Annotated in this window: 16 protein-coding genes; 3 read left to right on the top strand and 13 right to left on the bottom strand. The window is 63.4% G+C overall.

The genetic code is table 11. The features are described from left to right. Positions 1 to 142: 142 nt before the first annotated feature. Genes QKY98_RS13915 through sdhC form a run of 4 tightly spaced genes read right to left on the bottom strand, consistent with a single transcriptional unit; the run spans position 143 to position 3,383 of the window. Entirely contained in the window at positions 143 to 847 is a 705-nt protein-coding gene (locus QKY98_RS13915; RefSeq protein WP_007159253.1) for a succinate dehydrogenase iron-sulfur subunit, read from the bottom strand. Positions 848 to 858: 11 nt separating this feature from the next. Beyond that, positions 859 to 2,631 carry a succinate dehydrogenase flavoprotein subunit gene (sdhA, locus tag QKY98_RS13910; RefSeq protein ID WP_027596954.1) on the bottom strand — a complete coding sequence of 591 codons (1,773 nt, stop codon included), beginning with the start codon at positions 2,629 to 2,631 and terminating at the stop codon, positions 859 to 861. Between the two features lie 3 nt (positions 2,632 to 2,634). Then, positions 2,635 to 3,003: a succinate dehydrogenase, hydrophobic membrane anchor protein gene (gene sdhD / locus QKY98_RS13905; RefSeq protein WP_027596955.1), complete on the bottom strand. Its 369-nt coding sequence runs from the start codon at positions 3,001 to 3,003 to the stop codon at positions 2,635 to 2,637. Beyond that, positions 2,997 to 3,383: a succinate dehydrogenase, cytochrome b556 subunit gene (gene sdhC / locus QKY98_RS13900; protein ID WP_026083585.1), complete on the bottom strand. Its 387-nt coding sequence runs from the start codon at positions 3,381 to 3,383 to the stop codon at positions 2,997 to 2,999. The genes sdhD and sdhC overlap by 7 nt, the downstream gene beginning before the upstream one ends. A gap of 347 nt (positions 3,384 to 3,730) precedes the next feature. On the opposite strand from sdhC, the gene gltA reads away from it, so the two are divergent. Beyond that, positions 3,731 to 5,011 carry a citrate synthase gene (gltA, locus tag QKY98_RS13895; RefSeq protein WP_284671079.1) on the top strand — a complete coding sequence of 427 codons (1,281 nt, stop codon included), beginning with the start codon at positions 3,731 to 3,733 and terminating at the stop codon, positions 5,009 to 5,011. A gap of 137 nt (positions 5,012 to 5,148) precedes the next feature. Here the strand turns inward: gltA and QKY98_RS13890 are convergent, their stop codons facing one another. The 6 genes from QKY98_RS13890 to ppsA all read right to left on the bottom strand — a co-directional run bounded on the left by QKY98_RS13890 (position 5,149) and on the right by ppsA (position 11,606). Continuing rightward, positions 5,149 to 6,204 (bottom strand): OmpA family protein, encoded by a 1,056-nt coding sequence (locus QKY98_RS13890; protein WP_007159258.1) that lies wholly within the window; start codon positions 6,202 to 6,204, stop codon positions 5,149 to 5,151. A gap of 100 nt (positions 6,205 to 6,304) precedes the next feature. Then, positions 6,305 to 6,889, bottom strand: coding sequence for an RNA polymerase sigma factor SigX (gene sigX, locus QKY98_RS13885; protein ID WP_007159259.1), 585 nt, complete (start codon positions 6,887 to 6,889; stop codon positions 6,305 to 6,307). Between the two features lie 55 nt (positions 6,890 to 6,944). After that, positions 6,945 to 7,769 carry a mechanosensitive ion channel family protein gene (locus tag QKY98_RS13880; RefSeq protein WP_027596957.1) on the bottom strand — a complete coding sequence of 275 codons (825 nt, stop codon included), beginning with the start codon at positions 7,767 to 7,769 and terminating at the stop codon, positions 6,945 to 6,947. Continuing rightward, on the bottom strand, positions 7,770 to 8,033 hold the full coding sequence (locus QKY98_RS13875; RefSeq protein WP_007159261.1) for a hypothetical protein: 264 nt from the start codon (positions 8,031 to 8,033) through the stop codon (positions 7,770 to 7,772). Between the two features lie 48 nt (positions 8,034 to 8,081). Next, positions 8,082 to 9,083, bottom strand: a complete 1,002-nt coding sequence (gene cmaX / locus QKY98_RS13870) for a divalent cation transporter CmaX (protein ID WP_074584430.1) — start codon at positions 9,081 to 9,083, stop codon at positions 8,082 to 8,084. Positions 9,084 to 9,236: 153 nt separating this feature from the next. Beyond that, a complete protein-coding gene (gene ppsA / locus QKY98_RS13865; RefSeq protein WP_007159263.1) occupies positions 9,237 to 11,606 on the bottom strand; it encodes a phosphoenolpyruvate synthase in 2,370 nt (789 codons plus the stop codon). A gap of 126 nt (positions 11,607 to 11,732) precedes the next feature. Here ppsA and ppsR point away from each other — a divergent pair, with 126 nt between their 5' ends. Both ppsR and QKY98_RS13855 read left to right on the top strand, forming a co-directional pair. Next, a complete protein-coding gene (gene ppsR, locus QKY98_RS13860) occupies positions 11,733 to 12,551 on the top strand; it encodes a posphoenolpyruvate synthetase regulatory kinase/phosphorylase PpsR (RefSeq protein WP_007159264.1) in 819 nt (272 codons plus the stop codon). Between the two features lie 49 nt (positions 12,552 to 12,600). After that, positions 12,601 to 13,230 (top strand): LysE family translocator, encoded by a 630-nt coding sequence (locus tag QKY98_RS13855; protein WP_027596959.1) that lies wholly within the window; start codon positions 12,601 to 12,603, stop codon positions 13,228 to 13,230. A 1-nt stretch (position 13,231) separates the two neighbouring features. Here the strand turns inward: QKY98_RS13855 and QKY98_RS24015 are convergent, their stop codons facing one another. From QKY98_RS24015 to QKY98_RS13840, 3 genes are all read right to left on the bottom strand, one after another. Beyond that, entirely contained in the window at positions 13,232 to 14,296 is a 1,065-nt protein-coding gene (locus tag QKY98_RS24015; protein ID WP_502945088.1) for a hypothetical protein, read from the bottom strand. Between the two features lie 102 nt (positions 14,297 to 14,398). Beyond that, positions 14,399 to 14,899, bottom strand: a complete 501-nt coding sequence (locus tag QKY98_RS13845; protein WP_027596961.1) for a GNAT family N-acetyltransferase — start codon at positions 14,897 to 14,899, stop codon at positions 14,399 to 14,401. An 84-nt stretch (positions 14,900 to 14,983) separates the two neighbouring features. Continuing rightward, the gene (locus QKY98_RS13840; RefSeq protein WP_284671078.1) at positions 14,984 to 17,386 is read right to left on the bottom strand and encodes a TonB-dependent siderophore receptor; all 2,403 of its coding nucleotides are present in this window, start codon (positions 17,384 to 17,386) and stop codon (positions 14,984 to 14,986) included. Between the last annotated feature and the right edge of the window lie 43 nt (positions 17,387 to 17,429).

The following is a 17,429-nucleotide window of genomic DNA, read 5'->3' as shown; positions in this document are numbered from 1 at the left end:
TCTCGACGCGAGACCTGGCCTCACTACGGCTGCGCCAATGCCCGGATCGTGTTCCGGGTATCCCTGAATGGACATTGGTTGAATCAAGCTATCAAGGTCGCTAACGAACCCGCCCGGCACAACAGGCCGGGCGGGACGTGGATCAGGTACCGCTCTGCAGCAGCATCGCCCGCACATGGCCGATGGCCTTGGTCGGGTTCAGTCCCTTGGGACAGACCGCCACGCAGTTCATGATCGACCGGCAGCGGAACACGCTGAAAGGATCGTCCATGGCGGCGAGGCGCTCCTGGGTCTTGGTGTCACGGCTGTCGGCCAGGAAGCGATAGGCCTGCAGCAGCGCAGCGGGGCCGAGGAACTTGTCGGGGTTCCACCAGAAGGACGGGCAGGACGTCGAGCAGCAGGCGCAGAGAATGCACTCGTACAGACCGTCGATCTTCTCGCGGTCTTCCGGGCTCTGCAGGCGCTCGATGGCCGGGGCCGGGGTCTCGTTCTGCAGGAACGGCTTCACCTTCTCGTACTGCTTGTAGAAGATGCTCATGTCGACGACCAGGTCACGGATGACCGGCAGGCCGGGCAGCGGACGCACGACCAGCTTGTCGTTCTTGACCACGGCCGACAGCGGCGTGATGCACGCCAGGCCGTTCTTGCCGTTGATGTTCATGCCGTCGGAACCGCACACGCCTTCGCGGCAGGAACGACGGTAGGAGAAGCCTTCATCCTGCTCTTTGATCAGAGCCAGGACGTCCAGCACCATGAGGTCCTTCCCACCGGTATCGACCTGGAACTCCTGCATGGACGGCAGGCCGTCCTGATCCGGGTTGTAACGATAAACGCTGACTTTCAACATGGTGGTCACCTTTAGTAAGTCCGAACCTTGGGTTCGAACATCGGTACGGTCTTGGGCGCGAAGTTGACTCCACGCTTACTGACCCGCTTTTCACCGGGGAAATAGAGGGTGTGGCACAGCCAGTTCTCGTCGTCACGCTCTTCGAAGTCTTCACGGGCGTGAGCACCACGAGACTCCTTGCGGTTTTCGGCGGCGATGGCGGTCGCTTCGGCCACTTCCAGCAGGTTCTGCAACTCGAGCGCCTCGATACGGGCGGTGTTGAAGCCCTGGCTCTTGTCGTTGATCTTGACCTTGGCGATGCGCTCACGCAGGTCGGCGAGCTCGGCGATGCCCTTCTGCATGTACTCGCCGGTGCGGAACACCCCGAAGTAGTTCTGCATGCAGGTCTGCAGTTGCTTGCGCAGGCTGGCGACGTCTTCACCGGTGGTGCGCTCGTTGACGCCGGACAGGCGCTGCAGCGAGGCTTCCAGGTCGCTTTCCGAAGCACCGCGGTGCTCGATGCCTTCCTTGAGCGCCTTCTCCAGGTGCAGACCGGCCGCACGACCGAAGACCACCAGGTCCAGCAGCGAGTTGCCACCCAGACGGTTGGCACCGTGCACGGACACGCAGGCCACTTCGCCCACGGCGAACAGGCCTTCGATGATCTTGTCGTTGCCGTTGGCGTCCTGAGTAATGGCCTGGCCATGAATGTTGGTGGCGATGCCGCCCATCATATAGTGGCAGGTGGGGATCACGGGCACCGGTGCGACGACCGGATCGACGTGGGCGAAGGTCTTGGACAGTTCGCAGATGCCGGGCAGACGGCTGTGCAGCACGTCTTCACCCAGGTGGTCCAGCTTCAGCAGCACGTGGTCGCCGTCCGGACCGCAACCGTTGCCGGCCAGCACTTCCTTGACCATGGAACGGGCGACCACGTCGCGGCCGGCCAGGTCCTTGGCGTTGGGCGCATAGCGCTCCATGAATCGTTCGCCGTGCTTGTTGATCAGGTAGCCACCCTCACCGCGGCAACCCTCGGTGACCAGTACCCCGGCGCCGGCGATGCCGGTTGGGTGGAACTGCCACATCTCGATGTCCTGCACCGGCACGCCGGCGCGCAGCGCCATGCCGACACCGTCACCGGTATTGATCAGGGCGTTGGTGGTAGAGGCATAGATACGACCCGCACCGCCGGTGGCCAGCACGGTGGCCTTGGACTTGACGTAGACGGTCTCGCCGGTCTCGATGCAGATGGCGATGACGCCAACCACGACGCCGTCCTGGTTCTTCACCAGATCCACGGCGTACCACTCGTTGAGGAATACCGTGTTGTTCTTCAGGTTGCCCTGATAGAGGGTGTGCAGCAGGGCGTGACCGGTACGGTCGGCCGCGGCGCAGGTACGCGCGGCCTGGCCGCCCTTGCCGTAGTCCTTGGACTGACCGCCGAAGGGACGCTGATAGATGCGGCCCTGCTCGGTGCGGGAGAACGGCAGACCCATGTGCTCGAGTTCGAAGACCGCTTCCGGGCCTACGGAGCACATGTATTCGATGGCGTCCTGGTCACCGATGTAGTCCGACCCCTTGACGGTGTCGTACATGTGCCAGCGCCAGTCGTCGTTCGGGTCGGCCGAGGCGATGGCGCAGGTGATGCCGCCCTGGGCGGACACGGTGTGGGAACGGGTCGGGAAGACCTTGGTGATCACTGCGGTCTTGTGACCGGACTGGGCCAGTTGCAACGCAGCGCGCATACCGGCGCCGCCGCCACCTACGATGATGGCATCAAACGAAATATGACGAATTGTGGACATAGATCAAACACCCCAGAAGATCTGCACGCCCCAGACGAAGAACGCGAACATCGCGAACCCGCATACCGCCTGGAAGAGGAAACGCACGGCGGTAGCACCCTTGCCGATCGCCATGGTGGTCAGGTAGTCGGTGGAGATGGTCCACATACCAACCCAGGCATGAACGCAGATGGACACCAGCGCCAGCAGGCTGAAGATGCGCATCAGGGTGTGGGAGAACAGGCCGTGCCATTGCTCGAAGGTGAGCCCTGGGTGAAGGATCAGGTAGCCGATGATAAAGAGGAAGTAGACCGCGAGGACGACTGCCGAGACCCGTTGAGCCATCCAGTCATAGAGACCGGAACGCGAAAGATTGGTGACGTTGGTTACCATACCCAAACCCCTGCCAGAATGATCAGAACTGCGGAAATGACCAGCACGAGCTGCGCACCCAGCTTGCCGCCCTGCAGGGTTTCGCCGGCGCCACCATCCATGATCAGGTGCCGAATGCCGGCGACCAGGTGGTAGAGCAATGCAGACAGCAGACCCCAGATCACGAGCTTGACCAGCGGATAGGCCAGAAAAGCTTTCACTTGGCCGAAGCCTTCCGGGCTACCCAGCGACAGGTGCAGGCCATAGAGCATGACTGCGATGCCGAGGAACAGGATGACGCCGGAGATACGGTGAAGAATCGAGGTATAAGCTGTGATAGGTAGTTTGATGGTCCTGAGATCTAGGTTTACAGGTCGTTTGCTATTCACGGCTTCTTTCACACTGAGGGCCCAATTGCGGTCGGGCTAGTTATAGGAGATTCCACATCTGCTACACGCTTCCTGTCGGAGGCGTCTCGACCGCTCGGCATCAGCTCGCCGACCCGGTACGGTCGGGCGAGAATTATAGACAGTTAGCCTACTCATGACAAACGCGGATGCCCGATTCCGACGTCGCCAGCTGATATTCAGAAGCCTGCGTGTTAATGTCTTTTCGCCGCACAATCCGCCCAGAAAGAGCCTTTAGGGTGATATTTTCGTAAATTGACTTTCAAATTTATCCCTCTATAGTGGGCGAGGCCCTGAGTGGAGGGTTTATTGATGATTTCAAAGCAAAATAAGGAGGCCTAATGGCTGACAAGAAAGCGCAGTTGATCATCTCGGGAGCGGATCCGGTTGACCTGCCCGTTATGTCCGGCACCCTTGGCCCGGACGTGATCGATGTTCGCAACCTCACCTCCACTGGTGTGTTCACCTTCGACCCGGGCTTCATGTCCACCGCCTCGTGCGAGTCCAAGATCACCTATATCGATGGTGACAAGGGCATCCTGCTGCACCGCGGCTACCCGATCGAGCAATTGGCGGAGAAATCCGACTACCTCGAGACCTGTTACCTGCTGCTCAAGGGTGAATTGCCGAACGCGCAAGAGAAGGCGCAGTTCGTGGACACCATCAAGAACCACACCATGGTTCATGAGCAATTGAAGAACTTCTTCAACGGCTTCCGTCGCGATGCACACCCCATGGCCATCATGTGCGGCGTGGTCGGCGCCCTGTCGGCCTTCTACCACGACTCCTTGGACATCACCGATCCGCAGCACCGCGAGATTTCGGCGATGCGCCTGATCGCCAAGATGCCGACCCTGGCAGCCATGGTGTACAAGTACTCCATGGGTCAGCCGATGATGTATCCCCGCAACAACCTGGGATACTCGGAAAACTTCCTGCACATGATGTTCAACACCCCGTGCGAGGAGAAACCCATCAGCCCGGTGCTGGCCCGCGCCATGGATCGCATCTTCATCCTGCATGCCGACCATGAGCAGAACGCCTCCACCTCCACCGTCCGCCTGGCCGGCTCTTCCGGTGCCAACCCCTTCGCCTGTATCGCCGCCGGCATCGCCGCCCTCTGGGGTCCGGCGCACGGGGGTGCCAACGAAGCCGTACTGAAGATGCTGGACGAGATCGGCGATGTCGCCAACATCGACAAGTTCGTGGCCAAGGCCAAGGACAAGAACGATCCGTTCAAGCTGATGGGCTTCGGCCATCGCGTCTACAAGAACTTCGATCCGCGCGCCACGGTGATGAAGCAGACCTGCGACGAAGTCCTGGCCGAGCTGGGCATCAACGATCCCCAGCTGGAACTGGCCATGCGCCTGGAAGAACTGGCCCGCAAGGACCCCTACTTCGTCGAGCGCAACCTTTATCCGAACGTGGACTTCTACTCCGGCATCATCCTCAAGGCGATCGGCATTCCAACCAGCATGTTCACCGTGATCTTCGCCATGGCGCGGACCGTCGGCTGGATCTCGCACTGGCAGGAAATGCTGTCCGGTCCCTACAAGATCGGCCGGCCGCGTCAGCTGTACACCGGCGTCGGCCAGCGCGACATCCCGGACGATCGCGGCTGATCGATCCGTCAGGAAGAACCCCGCCTCGGCGGGGTTTTTTTATGCCTGCAGCACCCGGCTGGAGTCGGGCACAAGAAATGCCAAGCATGAAAAAGCCCGCACTAGGCGGGCTTTTTTTGGAGTCTGGATCAGGCGGATTACTTGGCCTGAGCTTCGACTTCGGCTTCTACGCGACGGTTGACGGCGCGACCGGCTTCGGTGGCGTTGTCAGCAACCGGGCGGGACTCACCGTAACCAACAGCGTTCACGCGGCTGCCCTGCACGCCGTACTGGTTGACCAGGACGTTACGCACGGCATTGGCACGACGCTCGGACAGCTTCTGGTTGTAGGCGTCGGTGCCGACGGAGTCGGTGTGGCCTTCAACGGTGGTCGAGGTCTGCGGGTACTGCTGCATGAAGTCAGCCAGGTTCTTGATGTCGGCGTAGCTGTTGGGCTTGACCACGGCCTTGTCGAAATCGAACTTCACGTCCAGCTCGACGCGAACGGTTTCGGCGGCAGCCGGGCAGCCGGTAGCGTCAACGGTGACGTTGGCCGGGGTGTTCGGGCACTTGTCGACGTTGTCGCAAACGCCGTCGTTGTCGGAATCGGTGCAGACGTCAGCAACGGGGGCCGGAGCCGGAGCCGGAGCGACTTCTTTCTTGGTGGAACCACCGAAGTTCAGACCAACACCTACAGCAGCGCTCCACTCGGTGTCGCCGTAGTCGATGTTGTAGTTGGCTTGTACGCCGGTACGGGCATACAGGTTCTCGGTGAAGTAGTACTTCAGGCCGGCACCCAGGTTGGCGTAGGTGGAGTGATCACGACCACCTTCGTTGATGTCGCGGTTGCTGATGGACTGGTGAGCGAAGCCACCGGATACGTACGGACGCAGGCCGACGCCGGGCTGACCGAAGTGGTAGTAGGCGTCCAGAGCGGCCAGGCTGCCCTTGATGTTCTTGTGGCCCAGGTCGTGGTCGCCACGAGCGTTGTGGTACTCGCCGTAGGACAACGCCAGCTCAACGTCGTCGGTCAGGAAGTAGCCAACGGAACCGCCGTACAGGTCAGCGTTGGTCATGTTGCGCTGGCTGTCGGTGAACAGACGGCTGCCGAACAGCTCGGTCTCGACGGCGCCTTGACCTTGTGCCAGGGCGCTCAGCGAGGCGCTTGCCAGCAGGGAGCCGATCACGACGCCCAAGGTGCTCTTCAGTTTCATCCTTTGTATCCCCATTTTAGTGGTACTAATTCCGGCAATCTCCGGAGGCTTCGACAACAAGTTTTCGTGAAGTTCAAAAACTTACGGCTGACACATCCGGTCAGCCCTCAACTTCAGCTGCGAACTTGTCACGCAGTTTGTCGAGTGCCCGCTTGTACCGCATCTTTGTGGCGCTGAGGCCCATGTGCATGATGTCGGCGATCTCCTGGAACTCCAGCTCTGCGACGAAGCGCAGCACCAGGATCTCCCGATCGACCTGACCCACATGGACCAGCCAGCGATCCATCCCTCCCTTTTCTTCCAGCTTCGGCGCCCTTTCCTCGGAGGCTTCCTCCATCGGATCCAGACTTAATGCCTCCACTAGCCGCCGCTTGCGGCGTTCCTTGCGGTACTGAGTGATGCACTCGTTGTAGGTGATGCTGTACAGCCAGGTCTTGAATTTCGATTTCCCCTCGAAATTCTTCAAACCGTAAAGCACCTTCAGCATGATCTCCTGGCAGACATCGTCTGCGTCCCGGTCGTTCCCCAGGTAGCGGGCACAGACGTTGAACAGGGTGCGCTGGTAACGGCGCATCAGTTCTTCGTAGGCTCGCGTCACGTGGAAGAGTTCACCATGCGCGCGCTGGACCAGCTCTTCGTCACTGAGCGTGGTCGGGTCGTAGGCATGAGGGGCGGGCTTGTTCAAGACGGAGTTGGCTACCAAAAAGTGGCGGGCATGATAGCCATCTCCGCGTCGCCTGTCAGCGGCTGCGCACCTGGGCCTCCAGCAATAGACGGTTCGGAACCGAAACGATATCGCCCTCTTCGGTCATGATGAGAGTCTTGGCGGTGCCGATCTCCTCGATCTCGCCTTCGACGTCCGCCAGGGTCACCCACTGGCCGACTTCATAGAGTTCGCGCACATAGATGCCGGCCAGGATCTGCGACACCAGCCCACGGCTGCCGAGCCCCAGGGCTAGGGCCGCCGCCAGGGCGAAGGCGGTGAGCACGATGGCGATGACCAGGTTCAGCAGTTCGGTCTTGATCTCCAGCTGACCGACCGCGACCGAGATCGAAATGATGATGACCAGTCCCTGGGCCAGGCGCCCCAGGCCGGCCGCGTAATCCAGGCCGACGCCTTCGGCGGCGCCATGCACCAGACCGCTGACCAGTTGCGCCAGCAGCACGCCAACGATGAGCACCAGGGCGGCGCCAAAGATCTTGGGCACATAGAGCGCCATGACGTCCAGGGTCGAGGACACGCGCTGCAGCCCCAGGGACTCGGCGGCCGAGACCAGGAACACCAGCAGGACGAACCAATAGACGATCCGGCCGATCAGGGTGGTGACCGGCATGCGGATGCCGATCTTGGCCAGTTGCTTGGTCACCCCGGCTCCGGCGAGGACGCGATCCAGGCCGAGCTTGGCGAGTACCTTCGACAACACGGTGTCGAGAATCTTGGCGACGGCGAAGCCGGCGAGGATCACCACCAGGGCGCCGAAGACGTTGGGAATGAAGCCGGCCACCTTGCTCCACAGGGTGGTCATGGCGGACAGCAGACTCTGGGTCCAGATATCGAATTCCATCTACTTCAGTATCTCCGGGAGAGATTCGCGACGCGCGGTACGGCGCGTGCGCGGCTTCAGGTGAGGGGCACCGTTGCCCAGTGCCAGCAACAGCGCCGAGGCCCAGTGCCGCCCGATCAGATCGAACAGTGCGCCCGCGCCAACCTGACGGTTGGCGGTCTTGAGCACGCGATGCAAGCGGGCCTGGTCGTCGCCCTCCTCGTCCTGAGCATTGGCCGGGGTATTGAGGAGCGCCTTGAGGGACGCTTCGAAGGGATCGTGCATAAGCACCTCGCTGGTCGTTTCCTCTTGACGCAGCGAGGTGGGGACGGGTCACAGCCAGCGCAGTCGACGGAACAGCCAGACCTGGAAGACCGCCACCGCGCCGATCACCAGGCAGGCGGCCACGAAGCCGAAGGCGGATGACGAACCCGGCATGCCGCCCATGTTCATCCCGAGCAGACCGGTGATGAAGCTGATGGGCAGGAAGAAGCCGGTGATGATGGCCAGCAGATAGAGGGTGCGATTGGTCTTTTCGGTGGTCGCCCGCTGCTCGGCGTCCTGCAGCAGCGCGACCCGCTCGCGCATCACCTCGAGCTCCTCCAGATTGCGCACCAGACTGTTGTGCAATTCGCTCCAGTAGCCCTGGCTGGCCGCCTCGACGAACCAGGCGGGCTTGCCGCGGGCGAGATCGCCATAGATGTCACGCTGCGGAGCCAGGTACCGGCGCAGCCCGGTCGCGCGGCGCCGGAGGGTCAGCACCTGGGCGTGATCGGGCAGGCTGCCCTCGTCCTGGTCGACCTGTTCCTCGAGGCCGTCGAGCTGATCGGAGAGACCACGTACCAGGTCGTCGACCCGACTGGTCATGTAGCTGGCGAGGTAGAGCACCAGGTCTTCGGCACTCTGGGCACCGATGCCCGCCTCCAGGTCCTCCTGGACCTCGGCGGCGGCCTTCATGGGTCGCATGCGCAGGGAGATCACCCGACGTTTGTCGACGAAGACCCGCAGCGACACCATGTCCTCGGGCACGGCGCCGGGATTCAGATTCACCCCGCGCAGGAACAGCAGCAGGCTGTCGTCGGGCTGATTGACCAGGCGCGGGCGGGTCGCCTCTTCCAGCAACAGGTCACAGGCGAATTCGCTCAGGCCGCTGGATTGGCGGAGCCAGGCCTGAGCTTCGGGGACGCTACGGTCCCAGTGCAGCCAGAGCACCTCGCTCGGGCTCGGCTCCACCTCCGCCAGCTCGCGACGACTCAGGCGTCGTCCGCCACCGCGACCATCGAGGAGATAGCCATAGATGAGGCCTTGTTCCACATCGCTGTCGTACTGCTGCATCTGGGGTCTCTTGCAGGGATCGCGACCACGGTGGCCAGGCGATCCGGCGAAGGTGGCCCGAGACAGGGCGCAGGCGCTACCTTCGTGGGGAATGAGAGGGATTAATCCTGGAAAGGATCACCCCGCCGCTGGCCGGCGGGGCGATCCCTGGCCTCAGGCGTTGCCTTCGGCCAGGAAGAACCAGGTGTCGAGCACGGAGTCGGGGTTGAGCGAGACGCTCTCGATGCCCTGTTCCATCAGCCACTTGGCCAGATCCGGATGATCCGAAGGACCCTGGCCGCAGATGCCGATGTACTTGCCGGCCCGGTTGCAGGCGGCGATGGCATTGGCCAGCAGCTTCTTGACCGCCGGATTACGCTCGTCGAACAGGTGGGCGATGATGCCGGAGTCGCGATCCAGGCCCAGGGTGAGCTGGGTCAGGTCGTTGGAGCCGATGGAGAAGCCGTCGAAGTGCTCGAGGAATTCGTCCGCCAGCAGGGCGTTGGAGGGCAGTTCGCACATCATGATCACGCGCAGGTCGTTCTCGCCGCGCTTGAGACCGTTCTCGCCAAGCAGCTCGACCACCCGCGCCGCCTCGTCCAGGGTGCGCACGAAGGGCACCATGAGCTCGACGTTGGTCAGGCCCATCTCCTCGCGCACCTTTTTCATGGCGCGGCATTCCAGCTCGAAGCAGTCGCGGAAGTTCTCGCTGATGTAGCGGGAAGCGCCGCGGAAGCCCAGCATGGGGTTCTCTTCCTCGGGTTCGTAGAGCTTGCCGCCGATGAGGTTGGCGTATTCGTTGGACTTGAAGTCCGACAGGCGCACGATGACCTTTTTCGGCCAGAAGGCGGCGGCCAGGGTGGAGACCCCCTCCACCAGCTTCTCGACATAGAAGCCGACCGGATCCGAGTAGCCGGCGATGCGCTTGTCGACGCTCTCCTTCACCTCGAAGGGCAGGCTGTCGTAGTTGAGCAGCGCCTTGGGGTGCACGCCGATCATGCGGTTGATGATGAATTCCAGGCGCGCCAGACCCACGCCGGCGTTGGGCAGCTGTGCGAAGTCGAAGGCACGGTCGGGGTTGCCGACGTTCATCATGATCTTGAACGGCAGCTCGGGCATGGCATCCACCGAGCTCTGGCGGATGTCGAAGTCCAGCTCGCCTTCGTAGATCAGGCCGGTGTCGCCCTCGGCGCAGGAGACGGTGACGGTCTGGCCATCCTTGAGCAGGCTGGTGGCGTTGCCGCAGCCGACCACCGCCGGAATGCCCAGCTCGCGGGCGATGATGGCGGCGTGGCAGGTACGACCGCCGCGGTTGGTGACGATGGCGCTGGCGCGCTTCATCACCGGCTCCCAGTCGGGATCGGTCATGTCGGAGACCAGGACGTCACCGGGCTGGACGCGATCCATCTCGCTGACGTCGCGGATGATCTTGACCTTGCCGGCGCCGATGCGCTGGCCGATGGCGCGGCCTTCCACCAGCACCTGGCCCTTGTCCTTGAGCAGGTAGCGCTCCATGACGGTGGCGCTGGCGCGGCTCTTCACGGTCTCGGGACGGGCCTGGACGATGTAGAGCTTGCCGTCGTCACCGTCCTTGGCCCACTCGATGTCCATCGGGCGACCATAGTGGCGCTCGATGATCAGCGCCTGCTTGGCCAGTTCGGTGACCTCGGCGTCGGTGATGGAGAAACGCGCGCGATCCGCCGGCTCGACATCGACGGTGCGCACGGAGCGACCGGCCTTGGCTTCTTCGCCATAGACCATCTTGATGGCCTTGCTGCCCAGATTGCGCCTGAGGATGGCCGGGCGACCGGCTTCCAGGGTGGGCTTGTGAACATAGAATTCGTCCGGGTTGACCGCGCCCTGCACCACGGTCTCGCCGAGACCGTAGGCGGCGGTGACGAAGACCGCGTCGCGGAAGCCGGATTCGGTGTCCAGGGTAAAGAGCACGCCGGCGGCGCCGGTTTCGGAACGCACCATGCGCTGCACGCCGGCGGACAGGGCGACCAGCTTGTGATCGAAGCCCTGGTGGACGCGGTAGGCGATGGCGCGGTCATTGAAGAGGGAAGCGAAGACTTCCTTGGCCGCGCGAATGACGTTGTCGACGCCGCGGATGTTGAGGAAGGTTTCCTGCTGGCCGGCAAAGGAGGCATCCGGCAGGTCTTCGGCGGTCGCCGAGGAGCGCACGGCCACGGCGAGATTGGGGTTGCCCGCCGAGATCTCGGCGAAGGCCCGGCGGATCTCGGCGTCCAGGCGCTCGGGGAAAGGCGCGTCCATGACCCACTGGCGGATCTGGGCGCCGGTCTTGGCCAGGGCGACGACGTCGTCGACATCCAGCGCGTCGAGGGCCGCGTGAATGCGATCGTTCAGGCCGCTCTGCTCGAGGAAGTCGCGATAGGCCTGGGCCGTAGTGGCGAACCCGCCGGGTACGGAGACGCCCGCGCCGGCCAGGTTGGCGATCATCTCGCCGAGGGATGCGTTCTTGCCGCCCACGCGCTCGACGTCGTGCACGCCAAGCTGTTCCAGTGAAATTACATACTCGTCCAAGGTCTTCTCTCCATCTTGTGTCTTTGTGGGAAAGCAGTACGCCTCGGCGCTCGCCCCATGGACAGTGGACGGCGGTAGGTTACAGTGCAGCGATCCCTGCCCCGTACGCCACCAGGACGTCCCTCCATGCAACGAACCGCCTTTTTCATTTCCGACGGTACCGGCATCACGGCCGAAACCCTCGGTCAGAGCCTCCTGGCCCAGTTCGGGGACATCACCTTCAGAAAGGTCACCCGCCCCTACGTGGATACGCTGGACAAGGCCAGGGCGATGGTACAGCAGATCAATGCCGCCGCCGTCCAGGACGGTGCGCGACCCATCATCTTCGATACCATCGTCAACCGTGACATCCGGGCCATTCTGGACCAGTCGAACGGGTTCATGATCGACATCTTCTCCACGTTTTTATCCCCGCTCGAAAGGGAACTTTCCGCCGAATCTTCGTATTCGGTAGGGAAGTCACATTCGATCATGCACAATAGTCACTACATGGAGCGGATCGAGGCCGTCAATTTCGCACTCGAAAACGACGACGGCGCCCGCACGACCCACTATGCGCAGGCCGATCTGATCCTGGTCGGGGTCTCGCGCTGCGGCAAGACGCCCACCTGCCTCTATATGGCGCTGCAATACGGCATCCGCGCGGCGAACTATCCGCTGACCGAAGAGGACATGGAGCGCCTCCAGCTGCCTGCCTCGCTGAAGACCTACAAGGACAAGCTGTTCGGCCTGACCATCGACGCCGAGCGCCTGGCGGCGATCCGCCACGAGCGTCGGCCCAACAGTCGCTATGCGAGCTTCGCCCAGTGCGAATTCGAACTGCGCGAGGTGGAGAGCCTGTTCCGCCGCGAGAACATCTCCTTCATCAACACCACGCATTTTTCCGTGGAGGAAATCTCGGCGAAGATTCTGGTGGAGAAAGGCGTGGAAAGACGGTTTAAATAGTCGGCCTCCCCTCCTCTTCGGCGCCCGTGCGGCGCACCAGGCGACCGCCATGAACCTCGTCGATGCCCTGCTGTTCTTTCCGGTCGCCCTGCTCATCGCCCTGACCCCCGGCCCCAACAACTTCTGCTCGCTCGGCAACGGCATCCGCCATGGCGCGGTGACGGCGGGACTGGCAGCCCTGGGGCGCGACGTGGCCTTCGTGATCTTCCTGGTGATTTCGGCGGTGGGCCTGGGCGCCATGCTGCTGGCTTCGGAGACGGCCTTCACCGTCATCAAGTGGGTCGGCGCGCTCTACCTGCTCTACCTGGGCGTGAAGAGCTGGCGCAGCCGGGCCTTCGACGGCCTGGACCTGGCCGAGACCGGCGCGGCGCAACCGCGGGCGCTGCACCGGCTGATGCTGCAGGAATTCCTCATCGGCATCAGCAATCCCAAGGCGATCCTGCTGTTCGCCGCGGTCTTTCCGCAGTTCATCGATCCCACTCAGCCGACGACCCAGCAATTCGTCTACCTGGGTGGCACCCATCTGTTCGCGGAGCTGGTCGCGGCCGTGATCTATGGCCTGTTCGGCCGCCAGATCCGCCGCTTCATCCGCGGACCCCGTGGGGTGCGCCGGCTCAATCAGGCCACCGGGGCCTTCTTTGCCGGCGCAGGCGGTCTGTTGCTGACCGCCCACCGCTGATTCAGGACGACACCAGACCGGACTGGGCGGGGCCCAGCTTGGCCAGGGCCGCTTCGATCGCCGACCAGGGCTGTTCCCTGGGCGCTAGCGACGTGTCCACCCCGGCCTGGCGTGCGGTTCGCACCAGGGTGTTGAATTCGGCCGTCAGTGCCGCGGCCTGGGCCGTGTCGACAGCTCCGGAAAAGGCCGCGGGCGACAGCCAGAGGCGTTCCTGCAAGCGCTCGCCGACCTGACGGGCGAATTGCAGCCGCCGCTGCTGGCCGATCTGCTCGGCTTCGGTGTCTTCCACCAGACCCAGCGACAGCGTCTTGTAGGCCGGCAGCCGATCGAGCAGCCCCTGCTGGGCCTGGACCGACCGCGGCCAGTCGACATGCAGCCCCTCCACCGGCAGACCGGCAGCCAGCCCCAGGTTGTCGAGCAACTCGCCCTGACGCACACCCAGCAGCTTCTTCAGCGGTTCGCGTTGCAGCAGGTTGTAGGCCCTCTCGAAGGCGGTGCGCCAGGCCAGCGGCAGTTCCAGCGTCAGCAGAGGCTCATCGAGCTGGACCCATTCCACGCCCTGGGCGGCCAACCGCGCGAATATCTCGCCATAGACCGGTAGCAGCGCTTCCAGCAATTCGAGGCGGTCGAAGGCCGGATCGAGCGAGCGACCGAGCCATAGATAGCTCAGGGGTCCGAGGATCACCGGCTTGGCCACCAGACCGAGCGCCTGGGCCTCGGCGACCTCGTCGAACAGCTGCTCCCAGCCGATGGCAAAGGACTGGTCCGAGGTGAATACCGGGACCTGACAGGGACCGGCGAATAGATGATCGTCTTCCGCCTCGGTGCGAGCGGCGGCGCCGACCAGATACGAATGCGCCAGAACCCGATCGCCCCAGCCGAAGTCGCCTACCGCGAGCCACTCACAACCCGCGGCCTGCTGGGCGCGCCAAGCCTGCTGACGCTGCTGGCGCCCCTGGGCGATCAGGGCGGTCCGGTCGCAATCGTCGAGAGACGCCAGCGTCGCCAGGGACGCGTCACCCTGTTGCGCGCGCCGCGCGGAACCCTGGGAATGAATCTTGACCATTGCACACCTCCACCTGACAGGATGGTGATTGTCGTCGCGCATGAACCATGAAACAAACTCAGGTTTCTTGTGATGAACTCAAGTTTCTCTCATACACCGCGATCAGGGTTTGAAGCGCGCCATGCTGTAGGCGTCGACGAACACCCCATCGCGCAGGGCATAGCGACGCAGCAGCCCTTCCTCTTCGAAACCCAGCTTGCGATAGAGCGCCAGGGCCGGCTCGTTGTCGCTGAAGACGGTCAACTCGACCCGCTGCAGATTCATCCAGTTGTCGGCGAGGTCGAGCAGCGCCGTCAGCAGCCGGGTGCCTATGCCCTGCCCCTGGCAATCCCGGGCCACGCCCATGCCGAGGGCGCCACAGTGCTGGCGGCGAATGCGCTGCTGCTGTTCGAGACTGGCGCTGCCCACCACCCGCCCCTGCTGCAGGGCGACCAGTCCTATCCGCCCTTCGCGTTCGCCGCTCAGACGCTGCCGCCATTGTTCGGCGCTCTGATAGGGTAGCTGCAGCACCTGCCGCGCCACGGCCGGATCGCCATAGAGGGCAGCGAGGCCCTCGGCATGGCGGTCGGCATAGCGTTCCAGGTGGACGGTGGAACTGGACATGGGCGGCACTCCTTGGCGGAAGTCCGCAGCTTCGCCCAGGTCCGGGGGCCCGGACAAGGGCGAAGCGCAGGCGTCACGCGCCGGTCACAGCGTCCACTTCAGGCTGAGCATGACATTGCGGGGATCGCCGTAGGTGCCGAAACCCGTGCCGCTGGGAATGCCCTGCCAGTACTTCTCGTCGAAGATGTTGTTGAAGTTGACGCGGCCATCCCAGTGGTCGTTGAAGCGGTAGCCCGCCATCAGGCCGACCACAGAATAGCTGTTCTGCTTGGCCTCGCCGTTACCCACCCGCTTGAAGGTCTCGCTCTGTGCCAGCACATCGGCACCGATGCGCCACTTGCTCAGATCCCCGGTCAGTTGATAGCTGGTGGCAGCCTTAAACAGATGCTTGGGCTGCTCCGGAGCGAAGCGGCGGTCTTCGTAGATCAGATCCTTGGTGTACTCGCTCAGCACCAGGGTATAGGCCGCCGACGCCTGCCAGTTGGGCGCCAATTGCCCGGAGATCTCCGCATCGATGCCGCGACTGCGCACTTCGCCGGCAGTGTCGTAGCAGGTACGGCTCTGCCGGGTGCACTCGATCGGCTGAGGGGACAGCTCATAGGCGCGGCCCTCCTGAATGGTCTCGAAGAGCGCTACGGAGGCATTCAGGGCACCGTCGAAATAGGCGCCCTTCAGGCCAATCTCGTAGCTCTTGCCCGTCATGGGCGCGAGCACGGAGTTACCGGTGTTCTGCTGGCTTTGCGGTTTGAAGATATCGGTGTAGCTGGCGTAGACCGAATAGGTGTCGTTCAGATCGTAGATGATGCCGGCATAGGGCGTGAATTCACGCGTCGCCTTGTAATCATCATCGCTGTAGAGATTGTCGAAGTCATACCAGCTGACCCGGCCGCCGACGATGACGTGCAGCGGGTCTATGGGGTTAAAGCGCGCCGCCGCGTAGATCGCCTCTTCGGTCGTGGTGTTCTTGCTGGCATAGGGCGTCAGGCTGTCCTTGGCCGGCTTGGGAATGCTGCTGGGGCGGAAGTTGTAGATATCGATCGGTGTAGCACCCGAGTAGCCGCCACGCTGATAGAACTTTTCCTGACGGCGACTTACCCCGGCCATCAATTCGTGCTCGCGGCCCAGCAGTTGGAAGGGCCCACTGACCGAGGCGTCGATGTTGAGCTGGTCGGAATCGGTACGGTAGGCACCGGAAGCGGTACCGAGATCGGCCACCGTGTTGTAGGCGTAGTTGTTGCTCGGCAGGGTGGTGACGTAGTTGGAATAGGTATCCGAATTCGCCCAGACCTGCTGCGCCGCCAGCTTGGCTTTCCAGCCGTTGTCGAAGGTGTGGGTGATGTCGGAGAACAGGGTGTAGTTATCCTGATCCCAGTAGGCCCAGTCGCCGCTCAGGAAGGTGGAACGCGACAGGTGCAGGTTCTCGCCGTTGGGGCCGCTGGGCAGGCTGCCCCAGTCGGAGGTCTTGTCTTCACGCTGCTTGGACGCGCCGATGGTCCAGGTGGTGGCGTCGCTGAGGTCCGCTTCGAGGACGCCATAGAAGGTCTGGCGCTTGCGCTCGCGCACGTCCTGGAAGCTGTTGCCGTCTTCGTAGGCGGCCACGGCCCGACCGCGCAGGGTGCCGGCTTCGTTGAGCTTGTTGGAGGTGTCGACCTCGGTACGGTAGCGGTCCCAGCTGCCGGCGCTGGTGGTGACGCTGACCTGGGGGAAGGCGGTCGGGCGCTTGCGCACTAGATTGAGGGTGGCCGAAGGATCGCCGGCGCCGGTCATCAGGCCGGTGGCGCCACGCACCACTTCCACCCGGTCGTAGATGGACAGGTCGGCCGAGGACAGGGTGTCGAGGGTGAAGGTCCCGGCCGTGGTGGGTAGGCCGTCGTACATGATGTTGTCGATGCGGAAGCCGCGGGAGAGGAATTCCTGGCGGTCGCCGCCGAACTTGTTCAGCGTCACGCCCGGGGCGTAGCGGACCACATCGTTGAGATCGGTCATGCCCTGGTCTTCCATGCGCTGCCGGGTGATGACGCTCACCGACTGGGGCGTTTCGCGGATGGACAGCGGCAGGCCGGTGGAGGTGCTCATGGCGCCGGTGGTGTAGGAGCGGGTCCCTTCGGTGGTCGTCCGACCCGTCAGGGAGCCATCGTCCGCGCTGATGGTGGTGGCATCCAGGGCCACGCTGCCGGCCGCCGCCTGGGTGGCCACCGGGGCGACGGTCGCGACCGAGCCGCTGACCGAGGCCGCCAGGCCGCTGCCCGCCAGCAGGCGCTGCAAGGCGACATCCGGCTCCATCCGCCCCGCCAGTGCCGGTGCCCGCTTGCCCACCAGGGCGGCGGGATCGTAGTTCACCTGGAGGCCACTGGCGCGCGCGAAGCTCTGCAAGGCATCGGCCAGCGGCTGCGCCGGTTGCGACAACGCCACGGGAGCGGCCTGGGCGAGGGTCGCCACGCCCAGGGAGACGGAAAGCGCGATGAGGCGCAGGGAGAAGAGCTGCATGTCGTTGGTCGTCCTCTAGGGAAACACCGACCCGTCCGTACCC

It is taken from the genome of Pseudomonas sp. HR1, assembly GCF_030175875.1.
Lineage (GTDB): Bacteria > Pseudomonadota > Gammaproteobacteria > Pseudomonadales > Pseudomonadaceae > Chryseomonas > Chryseomonas oryzihabitans.
Note: the sequence above shows the minus strand (reverse complement) of the source record. Positions and strands in the feature narration are given on the sequence as shown.